The sequence below is a fragment of the Mycobacterium montefiorense genome (assembly GCF_003112775.1).
GTDB lineage: Bacteria > Actinomycetota > Actinomycetes > Mycobacteriales > Mycobacteriaceae > Mycobacterium > Mycobacterium montefiorense.
Map to the genome: position 1 here is coordinate 445,598 of NZ_BFCH01000017.1, position 21,230 is coordinate 466,827.

Here is a 21,230-nt window from a genome sequence, read left to right on the forward strand (position 1 = left end):
GAGCCCGCGACCGCCACCCCTTGACTGTGGCGTGGCTCACAGTAAGATGACCAGTGGTCATTGATGCAAGGAGGCTTCATGCCGACTGTGACGTGGGCGCGGGTCGACCCCGCTCGTCGCGAAGCGATCATGGAGGCCGCAGAGGCCGAATTCGGGGCGCACGGATTCTCCGGCGGCAGCCTGAACGTCATAGCGCGGCGGGCCGGCGTGGCCAAGGGCAGCCTCTTCCAGTACTTCGCCGACAAGCGCGACCTGTTTGCGTTCATCGCGGACATCGCCAGCCAGCGGGTGCGTGCCTACATGGAGGACCGCATCCGCGAGCTCGACCCGAGCCGGCCCTTCTTCGACTTCCTCACCGACTGGCTGGACTTGTGGGTGGCCTATTTTGCGGACCACCCGCACGAGCGCGCGTTGCACGCCGCGGCGACCCTGGAAGTCGACACCGAAGCCCGCGTCAGCGTGCAGAACGTCATTCACCGTCACTACCTGGAAGTGATGCGCCCGCTCGTCCGCGACGCGCACATCCGCGGCGACCTGCGCGCGGAATCCGATACCGACGCGCTGCTGTCGCTGCTGCTGCTGATCTTTCCGCACCTGGCCCTGGCTCCCTACCTGCGCGGCCTGGATCCCGTCCTGGGGCTCGACGAGCCCAGCCCCGAGCAGCCGGCGCTGGCCGTGCGCCGGCTCATCGCGGTGCTGGCCGCCGCGTTCGCGGCATCGAATACTTCTGTTCGCTCAGCCCCAATGCGATCTGAGGAGGTCACATGAACCGAAACCGAATTGCCTCAATGTCCCAAGGCGGACTCAATTGGGATAGCTTGCCGCTCAAGCTGTTTGCGGGCGGCAATGCGAAGTTCTGGAATCCGGCCGACATCGACTTCTCCCGCGATCGGGAGGACTGGGAACGCCTCAACGACGACGAACGCAGTTACGCGACCCGGTTGTGCGCCGAATTCATCGCCGGCGAGGAATCGGTGACCCAGGACATCCAGCCGTTCATGGCCGCGATGCGCGCCGAAGGCCGGCTCGGCGACGAGATGTACCTGACGCAGTTCGCCTTCGAGGAAGCCAAGCATGTCCAGGTCTTCCGGATGTGGCTCGACGCGGTCGGCATCACCGAGGACCTGCACTATTTTCTCGACGACGTCCCGACCTACCGCACGATCTTCTACGAAGAGCTGCCGGCGTGCCTCAGCGCGTTGACAATCGACCCGTCACCGGCCGCCCAGGTGCGGGCGTCGGTCACTTACAACCACATGGTCGAAGGCATGCTGGCGCTGACCGGCTACTTCGGTTGGCACAAGATCTGTGTGGAGCGCGGCATCCTGCCCGGCATGCAGGAGCTGGTGCGGCGCATCGGTGACGACGAGCGACGCCACATGGCGTGGGGAACCTTCACCTGCCGGCGCCACGTCGCCGCCGACGACGCCAACTGGGGTGTCTTCGAGGCGCGGATGAACGAGCTGATGCCGCTCGGGCTGCGCCTGATCGAAGAGGGCTTCGCCCTGTACGACCCGATGCCCTTTGGTCTGTCGGTCGACGAGTTCATGCAGTACGCCTCGGACAAGGGCATGCGGCGGTTCGGCACCATCTCCAGCGCGCGCGGGCGCCCGCTCGGCGAGATCGACCTCGACTACTCGCCGCTACAGCTCGAAGACACCTTCGCCGAGGAGGACGAGCGGGCGCTGGCAAGCGTCTGACCGAAGGGCGAACGGCTAGCCCACCCAGACGGTCTTGGCGTTGCAGAACTCCCGGATGCCCAGACCCGCCAACTCGCGGCCGTAGCCGGACCGCTTGACGCCGCCGAAGCCCAACTCGGGGTAGGACACCGTCATCCCGTTGATGAAGACCTGGCCCGCCTCGATCTCGTCGATGAAGCGCTGCTGTTCGGCCTCGTCGTTGGTCCAGGCGTTGGACCCCAGCCCGAAGGTGGTGGCGTTGGCGATCTCGATGGCCTCGTCGATGCCCTCGGCGCGGTACATCGACGCGACCGGACCGAAGATCTCTTCGGTGTAGAGCGCCATGTCTTTGGTGATGTCGGTGACCACCGTCGGCGGGTAGAACCATCCCGGCCGGTCGGGAGTCTTTCCACCGCAACGGATTTTGGCGCCGGCCGCGGCGGCGTCGTCGACCTGCTTGGCGATCTCGTCGCGGCCCGACTCGGTGGCCAGCGGGCCCACGTCGGTGTCCGGGTCGGTGGGGTCGCCGACTTTCAGCGCCTGCATGCTCTCGATGAACTTGTCGACGAACGCGTCGTAGATGTCGGTGTGCACGATGAACCGCTTGGCGGCGATACAGGACTGGCCGTTGTTCTGGGTGCGGCCGGTGACCGCGGTCTTGACGGCCTCGTCGAGGTCCACCGACGGCATCACGATGAACGGGTCACTGCCGCCGAGCTCGAGCACGGTGGGCTTGATCTCGTCGCCGCAGATCGCCGCGACGGACTGGCCGGCCGGCTCGCTGCCGGTCAGGGTGGCCGCCACCACCCGTGGGTCGCGCAAAATACCCTCGACCGCGCCCGACGAAATGAGCAGCGTCTGGAAGCAGTCCGCCGGGAAACCGCCGCGGGCGATGACGTCAGAGAGGTAGAGCGCCGACTGCGGCACATTTGAGGCGTGCTTGAGCAGCCCGACGTTGCCGGCCATCAACGCTGGCGCGGCGAACCGCACCGCCTGCCAGAGCGGGAAGTTCCACGGCATCACCGCCAGCACCACGCCGAGCGGCTGGTACCGGATGTAGGCCTTTTTCGCGCCTACCTTGCTGGCGTCCGCCGGCTCGTTGGCCAACAGCCGCTCGGCGTTCTCGGCGTAGTAGCGAAAACCCTTGGCGCACTTGAGTGCTTCGGCCTTGGCCGAGCGCAACGTTTTGCCCATTTCCAGCGTCATCATCGCCGCGACCTCGTCGGCCTCTTTTTCCAGCAGGTCGGCGGTGGCGTTGGCCCACTGCGCGCGCTGGGCGAAGGTGGTGTTGTGCCGGTAGTCGAGGAACCGTGCATGCGCACGCGCGATCGCGGCATCGACTTCCGCGTCGGTTGCCGGGGTGAAGGTTTTGACTGTCTCGCCGGTGGCCGGGTTTATGGTCGCGATCGACACGCTGACTTCCTCTGCTCGCGGTGGGTTGATAAAACGTCCAACTCACAGCCTGCCACTATCGTTCCAGTAGGGAGGTGGCGGATGAGTACAGCCGCACGGCTGATGGTCCAGTGCCTGGAAAATGAGGGCGTTTCCGTGGTCTTCGGGCTGCCCGGTGAGGAGAACATCCGGTTCGTGCAGGCGCTGGCGTCCTCGCGGATCCGCTTTGTGCTGACCCGCCACGAGCAGGCCGCGGCATTCATGGCCGAGATGTATGGACGCGTCACCGGCCGGGCCGCGGTCGTCTCAGCGACCTTGGGACCGGGTGCGATCAACATGCAGCTCGGGGTCGCCGACGCCACCACCAACAGCACGCCGCTGGTCGCGATCTCCGCGCAGGTCGGCGAGGATCGCGAGTACAAAGAGTCGCACCAATACGTCGACCTGGTCTCGATGTTCGCCCCGATCACCCGGTGGGCCGACGGCGTGCCCACCGCGCGCGCCATCCCGGAGATGTTCCGCAAGGCGTTCAAGGTCGCCGAGGCAGAGCGCCCGGCCGCGGTGTATCTGGCCGTGCCCGAGCACATCGATGCCGACCAGACCGACTACGACCTGAGCCCGTTGCCCCGTAACGTGGTCCACGCCGAGGCGCCGGCGGCCGGTCAGGTGGCCCGCGCGGTCGATATCCTGCGTAACGCCAAACGCCCGGTGGTGCTGGCCGGGCACGGCGCCGCCCGCGCCGACGCCACCGAGGCACTGATCCGGTTCTCCGAGGAATTCGGCATCCAGGTCGCCAACACCTTCCACGGCAAGGGCGTCATGCCCGACGATCACCCCAACAGCATCGGGACCATCGGGTTCATGCGACACGACTACGTCAACTTCGGGTTCGACCACGCCGATGTTGTCATCGCGGTCGGATACGAACTTCAGGAATTCGACCCCGTCCGGATCAACCCGCAAGCCGACAAGAAGATCATCCACATTCACCGTTTCCCGGCCGAGGTCGACATGCACTACCCGGTCGGCGTCGGGATCATCGGCGACATCAGCGATTCACTCAATGCGGTGACCGACGCACTGGCCGGTCACCGCATCAACCCTACCGACGAAGTACCGGGCGCCGGTTTGCTTGCTGAGGAATTCGCTCGGGGGCAACAGGATTCGCGATACCCGCTGGCGCCACAGCGGATCGTCGCCGATATCCGGGCCGCGCTGGGGCGCAGCGATGTCGTGCTGGTGGACACCGGCGCGACCAAGATGTGGATGGCACGGCTCTACCCGACTTACGAACGCAACACCTGCCTGGTCTCCAATGGCTTGTCCACGATGAGTTTCGCGCTGCCGGGTGCGCTCGGCGTCAAGCTGGCACGGCCCGAGTCGAAGGTGCTCGCGGTGGTGGGCGACGGCGCGTTCCTGATGAACTCGCAGGAAATCGAGACCGCCGTCCGGGAGGAGATCCCGCTGGTCGTGTTGATCTGGGACGATGGCGGTTACGGCCTGATCGAATGGAAGATGGACCTCGAGCTCGGGGATCACTACTACGTGAAGTTCGGCAACCCCGACATCGTGAAGTACGCCGAGAGCTTTGGCGCCAAAGGTTATCGGATCTCTCATGCCGAGGAGCTGCTGCCGACGCTGCGGGCCGCGCTCGACGACGACGGGGTCTCGCTGATCTGTTGCCCGGTGGACTACTCCGAGAATCTGCGGCTCACCGACCGGCTCGGTGAGCTGGACGAAACACTTTAGCTTTCATGCTGTTTCGTCAGCTGGAGTACTTCGTAGCGCTGGCCCGGGAGCGTCATTTCGCGCACGCGGCGGATGCCTGTCATGTATCCCAGCCGGCGTTGTCGGAAGCAATCCGCAAGCTCGAACACGAGCTGAAGGTCCCGTTGGTCCGGCGCGGCCAGAAATTCGAAGGTCTGACGCCCGAGGGCGAACGGCTGGTGCACTGGGCGCGGCGGATCCTGGCCGACTGCGACGCCCTCAAGCTGGAAGTCACGGCATTGCAGACCGGCCTCGTCGGCGAGCTGCGCTTGGGGGTGGTCCCCAACGCCGCCACTACCGTTGCGCTGCTGACAGATTCGTTTTGCACTGCGCACCCGCTGGTGCGGGTACAGCTGGAGACCAATCTGCGCTCGGCCGGGATCATCGAACGAATCCAGCGGTTCGAATTGGACGCGGGGATTCTGTACCCGGACCGTCACGACACCGGCGAACTGTTGGTCACCCCGCTGTATCAGGAGCATCAGCTGCTGATCGTGGGCGGCGACCTGTTGCCCGGCAAGACCGAATCCATCAGTTGGTCGGATGCTCTGGCGCTGCCGCTGTGTCTGCTCACCGTCGGGATGCGCGGCCGCCGGGTGATCGACGACGCGCTGGCCACTCAGGGACTTGCGGTGGCTCCGCAACTCGAAACAGATTCCGTTGCCACACTATTCGCGCATGTCGGTACCGGGCGTTGGGCGAGCATTGTGCCGCACACCTGGATCCGCGCCCTTGGTGTCCCGGCGGGGGCCTGTGTGCTGCGGCTGCACGATCCGGTGGTCACCGCCCCGATGGTGCTTGTCACCAGCGCCGCTGAACCCGGCTCGGTGGTGACCCGCGCGCTGATAGAGATCGCACGCGACGCGGCCATCGGTGAGGTATTCGGCCGGCTTTGAGTTTGATAGGCCAGACCTATCGGCCGGTCGGAACCACGTCTTGGACACCTTCGGTGACATCGGCGAAAGCTGGGACACATCAACTACCGAAGTGCTCAGCGAGGAGAAACCGATGGCCAAGTGTGTGATGGTGCTCTACCCGGACCCCGTCAACAAGTACCCGCCCTCGTATGCCCGCGACAGCATCCCGACGATCCGGAGTTACCCCGATGGCAGCACCGTGCCGACTCCGTCGAACGTCGACTTCACCCCCGGCGAGCTACTCGGATGTGTCTCGGGTGCGCTCGGGTTGCGTAAGTTCTTCGAAGACGCAGGCCACGAGTTGGTGGTGACGTCGGACAAGGAAGGGCCGGACTCGGAGTTCGAACGCGAGCTGCCCGACGCCGACATCGTTATCTCCCAGCCATTTTGGCCGGCATACCTGACCAAGGAGCGTATTGCGAAGGCGCCCAGACTCAAGCTGGCGCTCACTGCGGGCATCGGCTCGGACCATGTGGATCTGGACGCGGCGAAAGAACGCGACATCACCGTCGCCGAGGTGACCTACAGCAACAGCATCAGTGTCGCCGAGCACGCGGTGATGCAGATCTTGACGCTGGTGCGCAACTTCGTGCCGTCGCATCGGTGGGCGGCCGAAGGCGGCTGGAACATCGCCGACTGTGTCGAGCGTGCCTACGACCTGGAGGGCATGGATGTCGGTGTGATCGCCGCCGGCCGGATTGGGCGCGCGGTGCTGAGCCGGCTGGCGCCGTTCGACGTCAACCTGCAGTACACCGACACGCGACGGCTCGCGCCCGAGGTCGAGAAGGCCCTCAATGTCACCTACCACGCGGGAGTCGAGTCGCTGGTGCGCTCAGTCGATGTGGTGTCGGTGCACTCGCCACTGTATGACGCGACGCGTCAGATGTTCAACGAGCGGCTGCTGGGCACGATGCGCCGCGGCTCCTACATCGTCAACACCGCCCGCGGCGAAGAAACCGTCCCCGAGGCCATAGCGGCCGCGCTGCGCAGTGGCCAGCTCGCCGGCTATGCCGGCGACGTCTGGTTCCCGCAACCGCCGCCAGTCGACCACCCGTGGCGGACCATGCCGAACAACGCGATGACACCTCATGTTTCGGGGACCACCCTGTCTGCCCAGGCCCGTTACGCCGCCGGCACCAGGGAGATCCTGGAGAGCTGGTTTGCCGACCAGCCAATCCGCCAGGAGTACCTGATTGTCGAGGGTGGCAAGCTCGCCGGAACGGGAGCCCTGTCCTACCAGAAGTAAGGCTCAGCGGTTATCCCGTGGCCGCCAGGGCTCTCTCGTCCTCCGCGGCGAAGGTGTCCTCGAGCTGTACCGGCGAGTAGTCGACGTCGATCTCGCCGAGCGGTCGCCCGCGGGCGCTGGAGATGGTGCCGAACCGTCGTATCCCCTTGTCGGAGGCATACTGTCGTGACTCGTCCATGCACAGGCCGAACGGGATCGGGTCGGTATACATCGAATAGCTTTGCTCGGTGGCTTGCAGCACCAGCGGGATGAGCTCGTTCATCCGCGTTTCGAAGACGTCCCAATTGGCGTCGTCGGCGGCGACGTGGCGCCGGCAGGTGAAGGTGCCCCACGCCATATGGCGCCGCTCGTCGTCGCCGATGCGGCCGACCAACTCCCGCATGCCGGGCAGAATGTTGCGGCCACTACAGATTTTGTGCCAGGAGTGGTAACCAGTCAGCGCCATCATGCCCTCGACCACGTGGTTGTAGGTCACGGATGCCCGGACCTGGGCTGCCGGTGAGGGATCGGTTATCAATGCGCCCAAGCAGTTTGGCAGCTCGTCGTAAAATATCTGCCGGTACGCCGACAGGGGTTCGAGGTAGCCGTGCAGATCGTCGGTCATGCCGACGGCGTCGAGCCACATGCGAAACACCGCGGTGTGCTTGGCTTCTTCGAAAGCGAACTGCGTCAAATACATCTCGTCGCCCAGCCGGCCTTCAGCCCGCATGGCCGCGATGAACGGCGCAATATCTTCAGTCACCGCCTCTTCCCCCGCGATGAACTGAGCGCACAATCGGGTCGCCAGGTCGCGTTCGCCGTCGGTAAGCTGCTCCCAGTCCGCGCGGTCACGGGAAAAGTCGATGTCGGCAGGATCCCAGAACTTGGCATTTCCCCCGGCAAATAGCCGCAGCGGCAAGCTATCCCAATTGAGTCCGCCTGCACTCAGCGATCCGGCACCTGTGTTTTGCATCTGAAAGACCTCCTCGATTGGCGGGACGTGACCGCAATGATTCGATGGTGACGTTAACTCGGGAATGTGGCCAACCGCATGGACAGAATGCGCACGAGTTGGTCCGCAAAACGCAAGCGCGACGTCGTCCCTGGTGTCAAGGCCGCGGGGCCAGACCTTGTCCTATTACATCTAGGACCTAGCCCCGGGCCTGGGAATATAGGCGATTTGGCTGATGTTCCCTTTGCGACTGGCGATGAACATGTCGAGTATGAGAGGTGCCGATGGGCGAGTGTGCGACTCGCTATCAGAATGCTTCAATCTTGAGGTGGGGGAGTTGGTCCCGACCGGAACAGTGACGCTGCTGCTGGCAGATGTGGAGGCGTCGACCCGGCTGTGGGATTTGACCCCAGGCGAAATGGCAGCTGCGATAGGCGTCCTCGACCGAGCACTGTCCGAAGCGGTTGCGGCGCATCGTGGTGTTCGCCCGGTCGAACAGGGCGAGGGCGACAGCTTCGTGGTGGCGTTCGCCAGGGCCAGTGACGCTGTCGCGTGTGCGTTAACACTGCAGATTGCGCCACTGGCGCCTATCCGGCTGCGCATCGGCGTTCATACCGGCGAGGCGCAACTGCGCGGTGACGCCAACTACGTCGGACCCACCATCAACCGGGCGGCACGCGTGCGTGATCTGGCGCATGGCGGTCAGACTGTGCTCTCCGGCACCACGGCAGACCTGGTTGTCGACCATCTTCCCGCTGATGCCTGGCTGACCGATCTCGGCAGACACCATTTGCGCGATCTGCCTCGGCCCGAACGGGTGGTGCAACTGTGCCATCCCGACCTGCCCAACGAGTTCCCGCCGCTGCGCACAACGAATGCCGATGTGGTCCATGGTCTTCCAGTGCAGCAGACAAGTTTTGTGGGACGTTCCCAGGAACTCAGCGATGTCCGGCAGCTGCTGGCGAACAGCCGGATCATCACGCTTACCGGAGCTGGAGGGATCGGTAAAACACGTCTGGCGCAAAAGCTTTCGGCTGAGCTGGCGGCTGAGTTCTGTGACGGGGTGTGGTATGTCGACCTCGCTCCTATCAGCGCCGCCGACATTGTCGCCGCGACCGTAGTCCGGGTGCTTGGTCTAGCCGACCAGCCCGGCCGCGCCGGGATTGACCACCTAGCTGGTTTGGTGGGCAGTCGGCACATGTTGATCGTGCTGGACAATTGTGAACATCTGCTCGATGCGTGTGCGGCGCTCGTCGACGCCCTGCTGCCCGCCTGTCCCAGAATGACATTGCTTGCCACCAGTCGTGAACCCCTCGGCGTCACCGGTGAGGTCATCTCCCGGGTGCCGTCGCTGCAGATCGCTGACGAGGCCCAAGAGTTGTTCGCCGACCGTGCGGCGCTGGCCAGACCGGACTTTCGCATCAATGACGACAACGTCGCGGACGTGGTTGAGATCTGCCGGCGCCTCGATGGAATTGCCTTGGCGATCGAGCTGGCCGCGGCCCGGGTGCGAGCGATGTCGCTGGCCGAAATCCTCGACGGTCTGCATGACCGCTTCCGTCTCTTGACTGGCGGGGCACGCACCGCCGTGCGGCGCCAGCAGACCTTGCGCGCCTCTGTGGATTGGTCGCACGCACTGCTGACCCAGCCGGAGCAAGTGCTGTTTCGGCGGCTGGCAGTGTTCCTGGGCGGATTCAATCTCGATGCCGCCCAACTGGTCGCGGGCGCCGGCGAACTCGAGCGTCATCAGGTTCTGGATCAGCTGAGCCTGTTGGTGGACAAGTCGCTGGTAGTCGCCGAGGATCATCGGCGCCGTACCCGATACCGACTGCTGGAGACGGTGCGGCAGTACGCCCAGGAAAGGCTAGCCGACTCGGGCGAAGCCGATGCCATTGGCTCGCGTCACCGCGATTACTATAGCTCGCTTGCGGCCGAGTTCAATATCGCAGCGCCCACTGAACTTGAGAGGAACGCCGACCAAGCCGAGCTCGAAATCGACAATATGCGAGCAGCTTTCGGCTGGGCCCTCGATCACCACGACCCGGAGGCGGCGCTGGCCCTTGCGTCGTTTTTGCAGCCGCTCTGGCGTCGGCGAGGCCGGATTAAGGAAGGGCTCACCTGGATCGATGTCGCGCTGGCCGGTGCCGAATCGCAAGGCATCGATATCGCCCCCGCCACCCGGATCCGCGCGCTCACCGACCGGATCATGCTCACCGTGTCGGTGGTGGATCCCGGGAGCAAAGATGTGCCCGCGGAGGCGCTCGCGCTCGCCCGTGAGATGGGTGAGCCGGCCTTATTACTGAAGGCACTGACCGCATGGTGCTGTGTCTCGGCCTACAGCGGGCAGGCTGCCACGGAGTCCTTCACCGAGGCTGTCGACCTTGCCCGGTCGCTGGGAGACCTGCCGTCCTTGAGTCAGATCTTGCTATTCCGTGCTTTTGCGGCCCTCTTCGCGGGTGACGCTGGTGCAGAGCGGGCGGCCGCGCAGGAGGGCCTCGAGATCGCCGAGGCGATCGGTGACGAGTTCCTTGCGCGTCACTGTCGCTGGAACCTCGGAATGGCACTGCTGCATGCCGGTGATCTTGACGGTGCCGCTTGGCAATTCGGTGAAGTGATCGCCGGCGCCGACGAGTGCCAGGATCCGGTTTTCAGCTTCGCCGGGCGATATGGCCGCAGTATGGCGTTGGCATTTCGAGGCGAAAGTGCCGCGGCCCGTGATACCGCCGCAGCCGTCGTCGAGCTAGCAACCGAACTCGGTGGCTTTATGGAAGGCTTCAGCAATGCCGCGCTGGCGGTGGCCACCCTCGCCGCCGGCGATCTCGCAGTGGCGATCGAAGCCAATGATATTGCGCGACAGCAGCTCAGCCAACGACAGGAATTTCTGTCGCTATACGCCAACCCCAGCGCGGAGGTGGCGCTTGCTCATGGTGATTTGGCGGCGGCCCGCCGCCACGCCGACGAAGCTGTTCGCGCGACCAGCGGTTGGAATGCCGCCATGGCGCTGACCGTCCGGGCCCGCATCGCGGCCGCCCAAGGCGACTTTGTCCGGGCCGAGCATGACGCCCACGATGCACTGGCCTGCGTGTCCCGGTCCGACGCGGAGTTGGGTGTCGCAGGCACCTTGGAGTGCCTTGGCGCCGTGCTGTGTGAAAACGGCAGCGGTCGGGAAGCTACCCGACTGCTGGGCTCGGCTGACGCGCTAAGAGACCGGACCGGCGAAGTGCGCTTCGCGGTCTACGAGTCCTCCTATCAAGCATCGGTAGCGGTGCTACGTGACATGTTGGGAGACAACGATTTTACCGACGCTTGGGCCGAAGGTGCGGCGCTGACCACCGAGGAAGCGATCGCGTATGCACAACGAGGTCGTGGCGGACGAAAGCGTCCGTCCAGCGGCTGGGCCGCCGTGACGCCCACGGAGCGCGAAGTTGTGAAACTTGTCAGCGACGGACTAGCCAATAAGGACATCGCGAAGAAGCTGTTCATCTCGCCCCGCACCGTACAAGTCCACCTCAACCATGTGTACCGGAAGCTGGGGCTGTCTTCGCGTGTGCAACTCGCCAAAGACGCCGCACGACAACTCTAATCACGCAAAGCCAGCGCAGGCCCGGCCATCGCTTTGGCCTGTGTGTTCGGTGTATCCGCATCGATAAAGAATGGAAATTGAGGCCATGGACATGCTGCCAACCGTAGATCTGACCGGAAGTCTGGCCGGCGACTTGCATGGTGTGCTGCGAGAGGCCGCGCGCCGCGGCCCGCTGGCCAGAGACGAGATGACGGGGGCTTACGTCGCGCTGCGACAGCGCGACGTCGAACGGCTGGTGCACGATCAGCGGCTGAACGGGATCGGATTGACACTGTTCGACATGATGGGTATTACCATCGGCCCATTGCGTGATTGGTACGGCCGGTTGATGTTCACAACCGAGGGCGATTATCACCGGCGAATGCGAGCGCTTGTCTCGCGTGCCTTCACGCCGCGTGCTGTTGCCGCGCTGCAGAAATCCGCCACCGGGATGGCGGTTGCTGCGATCACGTCGGCCGGGCAGCGCGGGGATCTGGCTCCCGCCGGCGCGACAGTGGCCGCGCGGTTGACTTGCCGTCTTCTCGGAGTTCCGGATAGCGATGTTGCGGTGTTCGCGAAATGGGCTGATGCCTTGAGCCCCGTCTTCTACGTAATGACCCCGGATCAAATCGACAATGCAACGCGCGCCGTCACGGAATTGCAGAGCTACGTTGACGACCTCACCCGGCGACGCAGTGCCGACCCCGGATCGGACCTGATCACCAGCCTGCTCGCCGTCGAGGCCGGCGAAGACCGCCTAACCCACGACGAGACCGTCACTATGATCTCCAACCTCCTTGTCGCAGGCCACGATACGACCGGAAGTCAAATTCCCTGCAGTATTCTCACTGTCCTGCGGCACCGCGACCACCTGGACGGAAGTCGACAGGATAGGGCCTACCTTTCTCGAGTCGCCGCCGAGACGATGCGGCTGGAACCCAGCGTCCCACTGATCCCTCGAACCGCCATCGCACCGATCGAGCTGTATGACACGACGATTCCCGCCGGCTCAATGGTGTTTCCCTGTATCGCCGCGGCTTGCCGTGACGGGTTGGTGTGGCAGGATCCCGATCGGTTTGATCCCGATCGGTTCATCCGCGAAGACTCGCCGAGACTGCTGAATTTCGGTGCGGGAAACCACTATTGCGTGGGGACCGCGCTGGCCAAGCTGGCCGTGGAAGAGTGCATAGGCGCGGTACTGGCCGAAGTTCCACCACTGGATCTGACCGAGGATCCGGCTGATATACCGTGGCTGCAGGTTCTCGGCCGCAGGCCGGCGCGACTGGTGGTGAGTTCCGGCCGGCAGCCCAACGGGAAGGAGTGAGCACCGTGGATATCAGCGGCTATCTCGGCCTGTTCGGCGAACCCGGCGCGGCGCTCACCGACGCGCAGTGGGTCGCGCACGCGAACAAGCACCTGACACCGAACCTCGCGACACTGAATGCGAAGTATCTCGAGGGGAACCGCCAGGAGCGGTGGCTACGCATGTCCTATGAACCTGGCTCCGGCGCTTTCAATTTCGCGCAGCTCAGTGGTGGATCCATGGCCGAGATGCTGGATCAGACTGCCACGCATTGTGGATCGTTGGTGACGGGTTGGCCCTGCCCAACACTGAGCATGACGGTGACAATCCTGCGGGCCGGAACCGCGAAAAGCTATGTGGCGACGGGGTGGGTTCTCAAGTTGACGAAGACGAACGCGGTGCTGGGTGCGGACCTCGACGATGACACGGGCCGCCGAATCGCTACGGTCACGGTGGTGTCCCAGCTGATTACGGATGTCAGCAGGCTTACCTGAGTGTCATCGGCGAAACATACTGGCCCACCAGCGCGCGATGCCACCACACCCGGTCGCGTCGCAATTCCGCCGGCGTGGTGAAGCGGTACTCGTACAGCTGCGCACGCACATAGTGTGGCGGCGAGACGGGGAATGGGTTGTGCCGCAACAACCGCAGCGTGGCACGGTCGCTAGCCAGCAGCCGCTGCAAGAACGAGTTCAGCCATGGCTGGGCATAGCCCGGCGAGATCGCGGCGAACCACATCAGCCAGTCCAGCCGCAGATGGTAGGGGGCCCATTGGCGTGGCACCCGGCGCAGCATGCCGGGTTTGCCCTTGAATTCGTATTCCTTCCATACCGTCTGTGCGGTAATCCGGCGTTCGTCGGTACCCTCGATCACCACCTCCCGGCGGGTACGCCCGACGCTGCCGAATGCACCGTAGCTATTGACTAGGTGAAATGAGTTGAACGACGTGTTCATTCGCTGATGTGAGGACAGCATGTTGCGCACCGGCCAGTACGTCAGGAATAGCACCCCGCCGGTGACCGCGAACACCAGGCCGACAAACCACAGCGGGGGCGTCGACAGGGCTGGATGTCCGGGTATCGGTAGCAGCAGCCCCGCGGCGTCGTCGTCGATAGCGCTGAACGCCAGAACGATCGTCAGCCAATTGAGCCAGGCGAAGTTTCCGGACAGCACCAGCCACAGCTGGGTGGCCATGATGATCGCCGCAGCCACGCTAGCCACCGGCTGGGGTGCGAACAACCCGAATGGCACGACAAGTTGCGCGAAATGGTTGCCTGCCACCTCAATTCGATGCAGTGGTTTGGGCAGGTGATGGAAGAACCAGCTCAGCGGCCCCGGCATCGGCTGGGTCTCATGGTGGTAGTACAGGCAGGTCAGGTCGCGCCAGCACGGGTCGCCACGCATCTTGATAAGGCCGGCGCCGAACTCGACCCGGAACAGCAGCAGGCGCGTCATCCACAATGTCAGCACCGGGGGCGCCGCCCGATCGTTGCCGAGGAAGATCATCAGGAATCCAGTTTCCAGCAGCAAGGATTCCCAGCCGAACGAATACCACGCCTGCCCAACATTGACGATCGAAAGGTATAGCACCCAGATCGCCAGCCACATCGGCATTGCGGCCCATAGTGGTACCAGATCGGCTGCGCCGACGACGACCGCCGCCGACAGCGCCGCGCCGAACCAGGCCACAACCGCGAACAGCCGATCGGAGTAGCGCAGGTGAAAAATGCTCGGCGCCCGCCACACTGTCTGCCGCGCCAAAAATCTTGGCACCGGCAGGATTCCGTGCTCACCGATGAGTGCGCGGAACTGCAGAGCAGCGGCCACGAACGCGATCAGGTAGATGGCGGCCACGCCGCGCTCGAGCACGAATCTGCCCAACCAGTAGTCGGGCGCAGAAAACCATCCCATGGCCATAACTCCTCGGACGGTGGCGGTCACACCATTGCGCGTATCCAGTCAACCAGCCGATTAACGGCTAGCCAACGCCGAATAGCTATTCGTCGTGCGCCGCGGGCCCGCGATCGGGCATCACGACCACCGATGCGGCCACCGCGGCAAGCGAAATCAGTGCCAGCAGTTGCACATTCGCGGAATGCCCGGCGTAACCGTCGACGGACCGCCAGGGATGCCGCGATAGCGCCGCTCCGGCCAGGATCAGTCCGCCTGCGCTGGTTGCGATGGTGGCGCGGTCGCACAACTGCTCGCGATGACGCAGTGCGTATCGCATGCCGAGGGCGCCGCCGATCAGCACGACACCGGCCACCCCGGCGATCACCGCCCCGGCGGTCAGCACCGGGACGGCCGCCCAGGGCCCGGGCGTCCACGGCGGCGCGGCAGCGTCGTCGCAACGCCCGCGCCGACGCCATAACGCGAGCATCGCCAACAGCGGTAGCAGGGCCAAGCCCACCACCAGGCCAACCCGGTACAGCGAATTGGACGCGAACCGCAGCGTGATCGTGCCCGGATCTCCCGCAGGCACCAGCCAGCCCTGCTGCCACCCGTTGACGGCCACCGGTGTCAGCCGGGCCCCGGTGCTGGTGCGCGCCACCCAGCCCGGGTTGATGCTTTCGGGGATGACGAGTACCCGGGGGGCGGCCGAGGCCGGGGCCCGCACCTCGCGACGGTCGGGACCCCATGCGCCGGTCGCGGCGGGAACCGGAGAAATGCCTGTGGCACTGGGTAACTCGGGGGAGTTCGCGGTCGACAACTGTGCTCCGTCCACGACGAACTGGGTGCCGGGGCTGATCAACAGTTCCTGTTGCCCCGTCGGCAGCGCGACCGGCGTGCGATCGCATGCGCTGACGGGAACGGGCTCGCCGGCCAGCAGCGCGCCCGCCGTGGTCCGGATTGAGGTGTGCACGAACCGTCCCGCGACCGCGATGACTGGTCCGTGGTCGCAATCCACGACGATCTCGCGCCCGCGGTTGCGGGCGGCGTCGGCGGGGGCGATCGGGTTGCCGTCGGTGCCCAGTGCCGCGACTTCGGCCAGCCCCGGCGCCTTGAGCTGGTCGAAGCCCAACGCGTTGCGGTCGATGATGTCTTGCCAGTCCAGCAAGCTGATGGTGACCGTGTCGGTCACTCGGGGCCGCAGCGACAGAATTTGTGGCTGTGCGGCTCCCGCGTCGCTTGGCTGGACCTTTCGTACCTGCGGTCCGTCGCCGAGGTTGACGGCCACCATCGTCGGCTGGGCGGGCAACACCGAGCGGCTCGGCATCAGGCGCAGGCCGGCGACCTCGGTGGGCCGCGGCAGCACCAGCGTCAGCGTTGGCGCGGTCTTGTGTTGCACCACCCGCTGCGGCGCCGTCCAGGCGGTCGCCGGGTCGCCGTCGGTGGCGGCGTAGGCCGAGCCAAGGATGTCAACCGTGTCGGAATCACCTTGGGCCCGAGTGGTATTCGGCTCAGCGACCAGATCGGCCAGCTGGGGTCCCTGCCGTGGCCGCACCCACACCCGCGGGGTCACCAACACCGGCGCCGCAACGGTCAGGGTGCGGCTGAAATTCACCGGTTCCTCGGGAGCCAACGCCATCGCCGGCGCGCAGTGCATGCCGTCGGTCGCCGTGGCGCACCCGGGCCGGCCCAGCAATTCCGAGCCCAGGTCCCAGCCCGCGATCGCCGAGCCCGGCGGCGGCCCGGGCACTCGCACGGTGTGGCGCAGGTCGACCGGGTGCGCGAAGCCGGAGGCGTCGTACTGGGTGATCGACAGGTCGGTCATGTCGAACTGCACCCCGCTGGATCCGTCGTCGGTGCCGGCGGCGGTGATGCGCACCCACGGCGTTTCGCCGTAGGGCAGTGCCGCGGTCAACGGCTTACCGGGCTGATCGAACCGCAGCGTGGTGCTGCCGGCGGCGGTATCGATGGCGATGCGGCGGACCTGGGAACCGACGGCGGTCGCGCTGGGTGTCAGGGTGATCGTCGCGTTGGTCACCGGGTGATCGAAATTGACCTGCAGCCATTGCCCGACGGCGGCCTGCAGGGCGTTGGTCACCCACGCCGTTGCCGGGTCGCCGTCGATAGCGGCGGCGGGCGAGGTCGCTGGAGCGACGTCGGGCATGGCGGTGGAATCCGACGACGAACTCGACACGGTGATCCGCCCGCCGTTCCAGGCGCCGTACACCGGGTCGGCACCGGGCACCGGGTAGTCGGGCACCCGGTTGAACGTGTGCCTGGTGTCGCCGTCGGCCCGGATCGCCGACGAATGCTCGTCAACCCGGCCGTAGTCGGTCTCCCGGGCTACCGGGGTGTCGGTCACGGTCACGACGGGTGCCGGCAGGCCGGCAGCTCGGGCGTCGGCGGTCATCAGCACCGGGCCCAGTGGCGGCTGGCCCAGTAGCCGGCGCCGCTCGTCGAGACGCAGCAGCACTTCGGGCCCGCCGTCGACGCGTGCCAACGGCTCGACGTCGGCGAAGTAGGGCGCGCCGGGATTGCCACCACCGGGGGAGCCCACCCGGTAGATTTCGACGGCCGGATAGCGCGGGCGCAGCCCGCTGTCGGCGACGAACCCCGGCAACGCGCCGGGCCCCGCCGGCTCGCCGAACTGCGCCGCCTTCTCTAGTCGCGGTGACCCTTCGATCGCGCGGTGTACCAGGATCGGGCGCGCCGAGCGTGACGACTCGGGATCCAGGTCGTTGCGCACCACCACATACGAAATGCCTTGGCGGGCAAGGGTATCAGCAAGACCGGTCGAAGGAATGCCGGCGGCGAACAGGCGCTGCACGGAATCCAGCGCCCGGATGGTCTGAGGTGGGGTCAACGGGATGGAGTCGCGCACGCCCCACGGGCTGCTGCCGAGCACTTGGAGCGGCTCGTCGTGGGTGGTCCCCCACGTCTGCGTCGCGAACGGAGCTCCGGGAGCCACCAGCACTCGTCCCGGGGTGGGCGTCCCGGTGTTGTGCGCGCTCAGCCAGTCGGCGGCGTCGTGCCAGTATCGGGGGATCGCGCTGAACGTGCCCGGCGGGGTGAGTCGGGCGCTCCACGCCAGCGAGGTGCTGACGGTCAGCGCGGTCAGTAGCACCACCGTCGCGGCGACCCGCTTGTCGCGTTCGGGGTGGGCGAATGCGTGCAGCCACTGCGCCCTGGGCGCGCTGCCCGGTAGCGGGACCCGGCCCAGCAGCTGCGCGATCCCCAGCACGATCGGAATCCGGATGACCGACTCCAGCTTGTGCACGTTGCGCAGCGGTGCGCCCGCGGCGTCCATGAACAGCTGCACCTGATGCGCCAGCGGCGAGCCCAGCCCGCCGCTGTAGCCGGCCGCCATCAACACCACGCCGACCAGCAGCATCGTCACCAGCCGTCCGCGGGCCGGCATCCCGCGGCTGGCCAGCCCGGCCAGCCCGGCCGCGGCGACCAGACAGGTCGCCAGGATGGCCGCCGATCCGGTCACCAGCGGCGCCCCCGCGGTCGCGGTCGGAGCCACGAACGGAGTCCAGCTGTCGGTGCCGCGCAGCATCTCGACCAGCGATGCCCACTGTGTTGTCACACCCGAGGATTCGATGAAGTCCAGGAATGGCGGACTGACGTTGCGCAGCAGCACCAGCGCCACGACCCACCACAGCATCGCCAGCACGAGGCTGAGCAGCCACCACGCGGTGTAGCGCCGCCACAACCGATTCGGCCGATGACATGCCCACCAGATCACCGCCGGCAGGCAACCCGCCAGCGTGGCAATGGCGTTGACCGCGCCCATCAGCGCGACCGCCAGCCCGGCCTGGCCGGCCAGTGCGCGCACCGATCTGTCGGTCGTGCCACGCAAAGCCAGGATCGTCGGCAGCAGCACCCACGGCGCCAGCATGATCGGCAAGGTCTCCGACGAGATCGATCCGAGCGTGGTCAGCACCCGCGGTGACAGTGCGAACGCGGTCGCGGCGAGCAGCCGCGACGACGGGCTGCCGATCCCCAGCGTCTCGGCGATCCGCAGCAATCCCCAGAAGCCGACCGTGACCAGCAACGCCCACCACAGCCGCTGCGTGACCCAGCCGGGCATGCCGAGCAGGTGGCCGATCAAGAAGAAGGTGCCGTGCGGAAACAGGTAGCCGTAGGCCTGGTTCTGCGTCTGGCCGAACGGCAGTTCGCTGTTCCACAGGCTGGTCGCGCGGGCCAGGAAGCGCAACGGGTTGGCGGTGAGGTCGAGCTTGGTGTCGGGGGAGACCTGCCCCGGGGATTGCGCGAACGTCAGCGCCAGGGCGATCGCGCCAACCACAACCAGCCAGCGCCGCGAGAGTGGATCAGCCGAGCAGCCCGAGGCCGAATCCGAAGGCGCCGCCGACGGAGTCGTCGCCGCCGAGCTAGCTACGGTTGCCGTATTCGACCCGGTTGAGCACTGACGACTGAGGATCGCCCCCGGGAAGTGGCGGCTTCGTGTCCTGTTGCACCATCAGGGTGATTCCGAAGATCGCGGCCGCGCCCAGCAACAAACCAACCACCACGCTCGCGGCGGCGGGCGCAACGATCCGGTTCATCGGTGACTCCTTGGGGTTTCGCGGTCGTCACTGAGGACAACCCAGGGCCAACTTAGCAGAACGATTCCCACCTGCCGGTGACCGTGAGTCATGGCCACGGGATGCAGTGACCGCGCCAACACCGGTCGCCGTACTGCACCGGGTACGGCACGGAAAGGCTCCGCGCGGCCGGCTGGGTCTGCACCGGTGCGCGGCTGTGGTCTTCGACGGTGAGTGTGACGCCGACGGTCGCCGCGGCACCGATCGCCAGCCCCGCCGCGACGCCGGCGATGGCAGCCAGCGCGAACCCCGTCATCGCCGGCTCCTCCCTTGCCAGTCAATTGGGTCTACGGCCAACCTAACCGGATCGGCGGCGCGGCGCCGCCGGGCGCGCGCGTGGGTGGGTCGAGTCAGGGCTGCAGGTCCGGCGGCAGGTCCGGCACTGGCGGCAACTGGTTCAAGCAGTCGTCGGGACTGTCGCACGGCAGGCAATAGCCGCCGATGCACCGGTCGCCGTACTGCACCAGGTAGGGCGAGGACGGGCTGGACGGGGCCCGGGCCGGGACCACGGTGTGGTCTTCGGCGGCGAGCGTGAGGCCGACGGTCGCGACCGCACCGATGGCCAGACCCGCCGCGATCCCCGCCGCGGCGGCCAGAGTGAAGGCAGTCATCGCTGGCTCCTCCCTTGCCCGAGGTACTGGGCGTACCGATAAGTTAACCGCCCGCGCGATGGCTGTGCGTGATTAATCGTCGTTCGCCTCCAATTTGCTGGGCGGATCGCCCGGTGCGGCCGCGCCGAGGTGACCGCCCTCGTGACACCATGTCCCGATGCCTTTTCCGCGCACCCTGGCCGTGCTGGCCGCCGCCACGGCGCTCGTCGTGGCGTGTGGCCACGACGCCGCCCGGCCCCCCGCGTCGACCTCGACCAGCAAGGCGGTTGCCGCACCTGCGGCGCCGCCGGTTTGCGCCGACCCGACAACCCTGCCGGCCAAGTTGTCGACCCGCGACAAGCTGGCCCAGCTGCTGATGGTGGGTGTGAAAAACGCCGACGATGCCCGCGCCGCGGTCAACGGCTTCCACGTCGGTGGCATCTTTATCGGCAGCTGGACGGACCTGGAGATCTTCAAGGGCCCGCTGGCCGACATCGCGGGCAAGGCTGGGCCATTGCCGCTCGCGGTCAGCGTCGACGAGGAGGGTGGCCGGGTTTCCCGGTTGAAGTCGCTGATCGGCACCTCACCCTCGCCCCGGGAACTGGCCAAGAGTCAGACCGTCGAGCAGGTGCACGACCTCGCGGCGCAGCGCGGCAAGAAGATGCGCGATCTGGGCATCACCGTCGACTTCGCGCCGGTGGTTGACGTTTCCGACGAGCCCGACGACAGCGTGATCGGCGACCGTTCGTTCGGCAACGACCCTGCCACGGTGACCGCGTACGCCGGGGCCTATGCGCAGGGTTTGCGGGACGCCGGGGTGTTGCCGGTGCTCAAGCATTTCCCGGGCCACGGGCACGGGTCCGGTGATTCGCACAAGGGCGGGGTCGTCACGCCGCCCTTGAGCGAGCTGCAGAACGTCGACCTGGTGCCGTACCGGACGCTGGTCACCGCGACCCCGGTCGCCGTCATGGTGGGTCACCTGCAGGTCCCCGGGCTGACCGGTGACGACCCGGCCAGCTTGAGCCGCCCGGCGGTGCAGTTGCTGCGCGACGGCATCGGCTACGGGGCCCCGCCGTTCAACGGCCCGGTGTTCAGCGACGACCTGTCCAGCATGGCGGCGATCTCCGATCGGTTCGGCGTGGCCGAAGCGGCGCTGCGGGCCTTGCGGGCGGGTAGCGACGTCGCGCTGTGGGTCACCACCGACGAGGTTCCCGCGGTGCTGGATCGGCTCGAAAAGGCCCTAGCCGCAGGTGAATTGGCGCTATCGGCGGTGGATCAATCGTTGGTGCGGGTGGCGACGATGAAGGGCCCCAGCAGGGCTTGCGGACACTAATCGGCCCGTCGAT

Annotated in this window: 16 protein-coding genes; 9 read left to right on the forward strand and 7 right to left on the reverse strand. The window is 66.2% G+C overall.

Annotation, left to right across the window (positions count from 1 at the left end):
* The first annotated feature begins 78 nt into the window (after positions 1 to 78).
* Both DB708_RS12040 and DB708_RS12045 read left to right on the forward strand, forming a co-directional pair.
* Positions 79 to 768, forward strand: a complete 690-nt coding sequence (locus DB708_RS12040; RefSeq protein WP_108922131.1) for a TetR/AcrR family transcriptional regulator — start codon at positions 79 to 81, stop codon at positions 766 to 768.
* A complete protein-coding gene (locus tag DB708_RS12045) occupies positions 765 to 1,700 on the forward strand; it encodes a R2-like ligand-binding oxidase (RefSeq protein WP_108922132.1) in 936 nt (311 codons plus the stop codon). Before DB708_RS12040 ends, DB708_RS12045 begins: the two co-directional genes overlap by 4 nt.
* A gap of 15 nt (positions 1,701 to 1,715) precedes the next feature.
* Here DB708_RS12045 and DB708_RS12050 read toward each other — a convergent pair whose 3' ends face one another.
* Positions 1,716 to 3,092, reverse strand: a complete 1,377-nt coding sequence (locus DB708_RS12050; RefSeq protein ID WP_108922133.1) for an NADP-dependent succinic semialdehyde dehydrogenase — start codon at positions 3,090 to 3,092, stop codon at positions 1,716 to 1,718.
* Between the two features lie 81 nt (positions 3,093 to 3,173).
* On the opposite strand from DB708_RS12050, the gene DB708_RS12055 reads away from it, so the two are divergent.
* The 3 genes from DB708_RS12055 to DB708_RS12065 all read left to right on the forward strand — a co-directional run bounded on the left by DB708_RS12055 (position 3,174) and on the right by DB708_RS12065 (position 7,001).
* Positions 3,174 to 4,820, forward strand: coding sequence for an acetolactate synthase large subunit (locus DB708_RS12055; RefSeq protein ID WP_108922134.1), 1,647 nt, complete (start codon positions 3,174 to 3,176; stop codon positions 4,818 to 4,820).
* Between the two features lie 5 nt (positions 4,821 to 4,825).
* Positions 4,826 to 5,734, forward strand: a complete 909-nt coding sequence (locus tag DB708_RS12060) for a LysR family transcriptional regulator (protein WP_108922135.1) — start codon at positions 4,826 to 4,828, stop codon at positions 5,732 to 5,734.
* 112 nt (positions 5,735 to 5,846) lie between these two features.
* Positions 5,847 to 7,001 carry an NAD-dependent formate dehydrogenase gene (locus DB708_RS12065; RefSeq protein WP_108922283.1) on the forward strand — a complete coding sequence of 385 codons (1,155 nt, stop codon included), beginning with the start codon at positions 5,847 to 5,849 and terminating at the stop codon, positions 6,999 to 7,001.
* A gap of 10 nt (positions 7,002 to 7,011) precedes the next feature.
* Here the strand turns inward: DB708_RS12065 and DB708_RS12070 are convergent, their stop codons facing one another.
* Positions 7,012 to 7,953, reverse strand: coding sequence for a R2-like ligand-binding oxidase (locus tag DB708_RS12070; RefSeq protein WP_108922136.1), 942 nt, complete (start codon positions 7,951 to 7,953; stop codon positions 7,012 to 7,014).
* Between the two features lie 307 nt (positions 7,954 to 8,260).
* Between DB708_RS12070 and DB708_RS12075 the strand changes: the two genes are divergently transcribed.
* The 3 genes from DB708_RS12075 to DB708_RS12085 all read left to right on the forward strand — a co-directional run bounded on the left by DB708_RS12075 (position 8,261) and on the right by DB708_RS12085 (position 13,291).
* Positions 8,261 to 11,515 carry a helix-turn-helix transcriptional regulator gene (locus DB708_RS12075; RefSeq protein WP_201263499.1) on the forward strand — a complete coding sequence of 1,085 codons (3,255 nt, stop codon included), beginning with the start codon at positions 8,261 to 8,263 and terminating at the stop codon, positions 11,513 to 11,515.
* 85 nt (positions 11,516 to 11,600) lie between these two features.
* Entirely contained in the window at positions 11,601 to 12,818 is a 1,218-nt protein-coding gene (locus DB708_RS12080; protein WP_165839809.1) for a cytochrome P450, read from the forward strand.
* Complete coding sequence (locus DB708_RS12085; protein ID WP_108922138.1) at positions 12,815 to 13,291, forward strand: PaaI family thioesterase; 477 nt, start codon at positions 12,815 to 12,817, stop codon at positions 13,289 to 13,291. Before DB708_RS12080 ends, DB708_RS12085 begins: the two co-directional genes overlap by 4 nt.
* On the opposite strand, the gene DB708_RS12090 is transcribed toward DB708_RS12085, so the two are convergent.
* From DB708_RS12090 to DB708_RS12110, 5 genes are all read right to left on the reverse strand, one after another.
* Positions 13,284 to 14,708, reverse strand: coding sequence for a lipase maturation factor family protein (locus DB708_RS12090; RefSeq protein ID WP_108922285.1), 1,425 nt, complete (start codon positions 14,706 to 14,708; stop codon positions 13,284 to 13,286). The two genes, DB708_RS12085 and DB708_RS12090, sit on opposite strands and share 8 nt — an antisense overlap.
* Before the next feature lie 85 nt (positions 14,709 to 14,793).
* Positions 14,794 to 19,002, reverse strand: a complete 4,209-nt coding sequence (locus DB708_RS12095) for an alpha-(1->3)-arabinofuranosyltransferase (RefSeq protein ID WP_108922139.1) — start codon at positions 19,000 to 19,002, stop codon at positions 14,794 to 14,796.
* A 79-nt stretch (positions 19,003 to 19,081) separates the two neighbouring features.
* On the reverse strand, positions 19,082 to 19,255 hold the full coding sequence (locus DB708_RS12100) for a DUF2613 domain-containing protein (RefSeq protein WP_007769006.1): 174 nt from the start codon (positions 19,253 to 19,255) through the stop codon (positions 19,082 to 19,084).
* Positions 19,256 to 19,343: 88 nt separating this feature from the next.
* Positions 19,344 to 19,550, reverse strand: coding sequence for a DUF2613 family protein (locus tag DB708_RS12105; protein ID WP_108922140.1), 207 nt, complete (start codon positions 19,548 to 19,550; stop codon positions 19,344 to 19,346).
* 94 nt (positions 19,551 to 19,644) lie between these two features.
* Positions 19,645 to 19,905 carry a DUF2613 family protein gene (locus tag DB708_RS12110; RefSeq protein WP_108922141.1) on the reverse strand — a complete coding sequence of 87 codons (261 nt, stop codon included), beginning with the start codon at positions 19,903 to 19,905 and terminating at the stop codon, positions 19,645 to 19,647.
* 157 nt (positions 19,906 to 20,062) lie between these two features.
* On the opposite strand from DB708_RS12110, the gene DB708_RS12115 reads away from it, so the two are divergent.
* Positions 20,063 to 21,217, forward strand: coding sequence for a glycoside hydrolase family 3 N-terminal domain-containing protein (locus tag DB708_RS12115; RefSeq protein ID WP_108922142.1), 1,155 nt, complete (start codon positions 20,063 to 20,065; stop codon positions 21,215 to 21,217).
* Positions 21,218 to 21,230 lie beyond the last annotated feature (13 nt).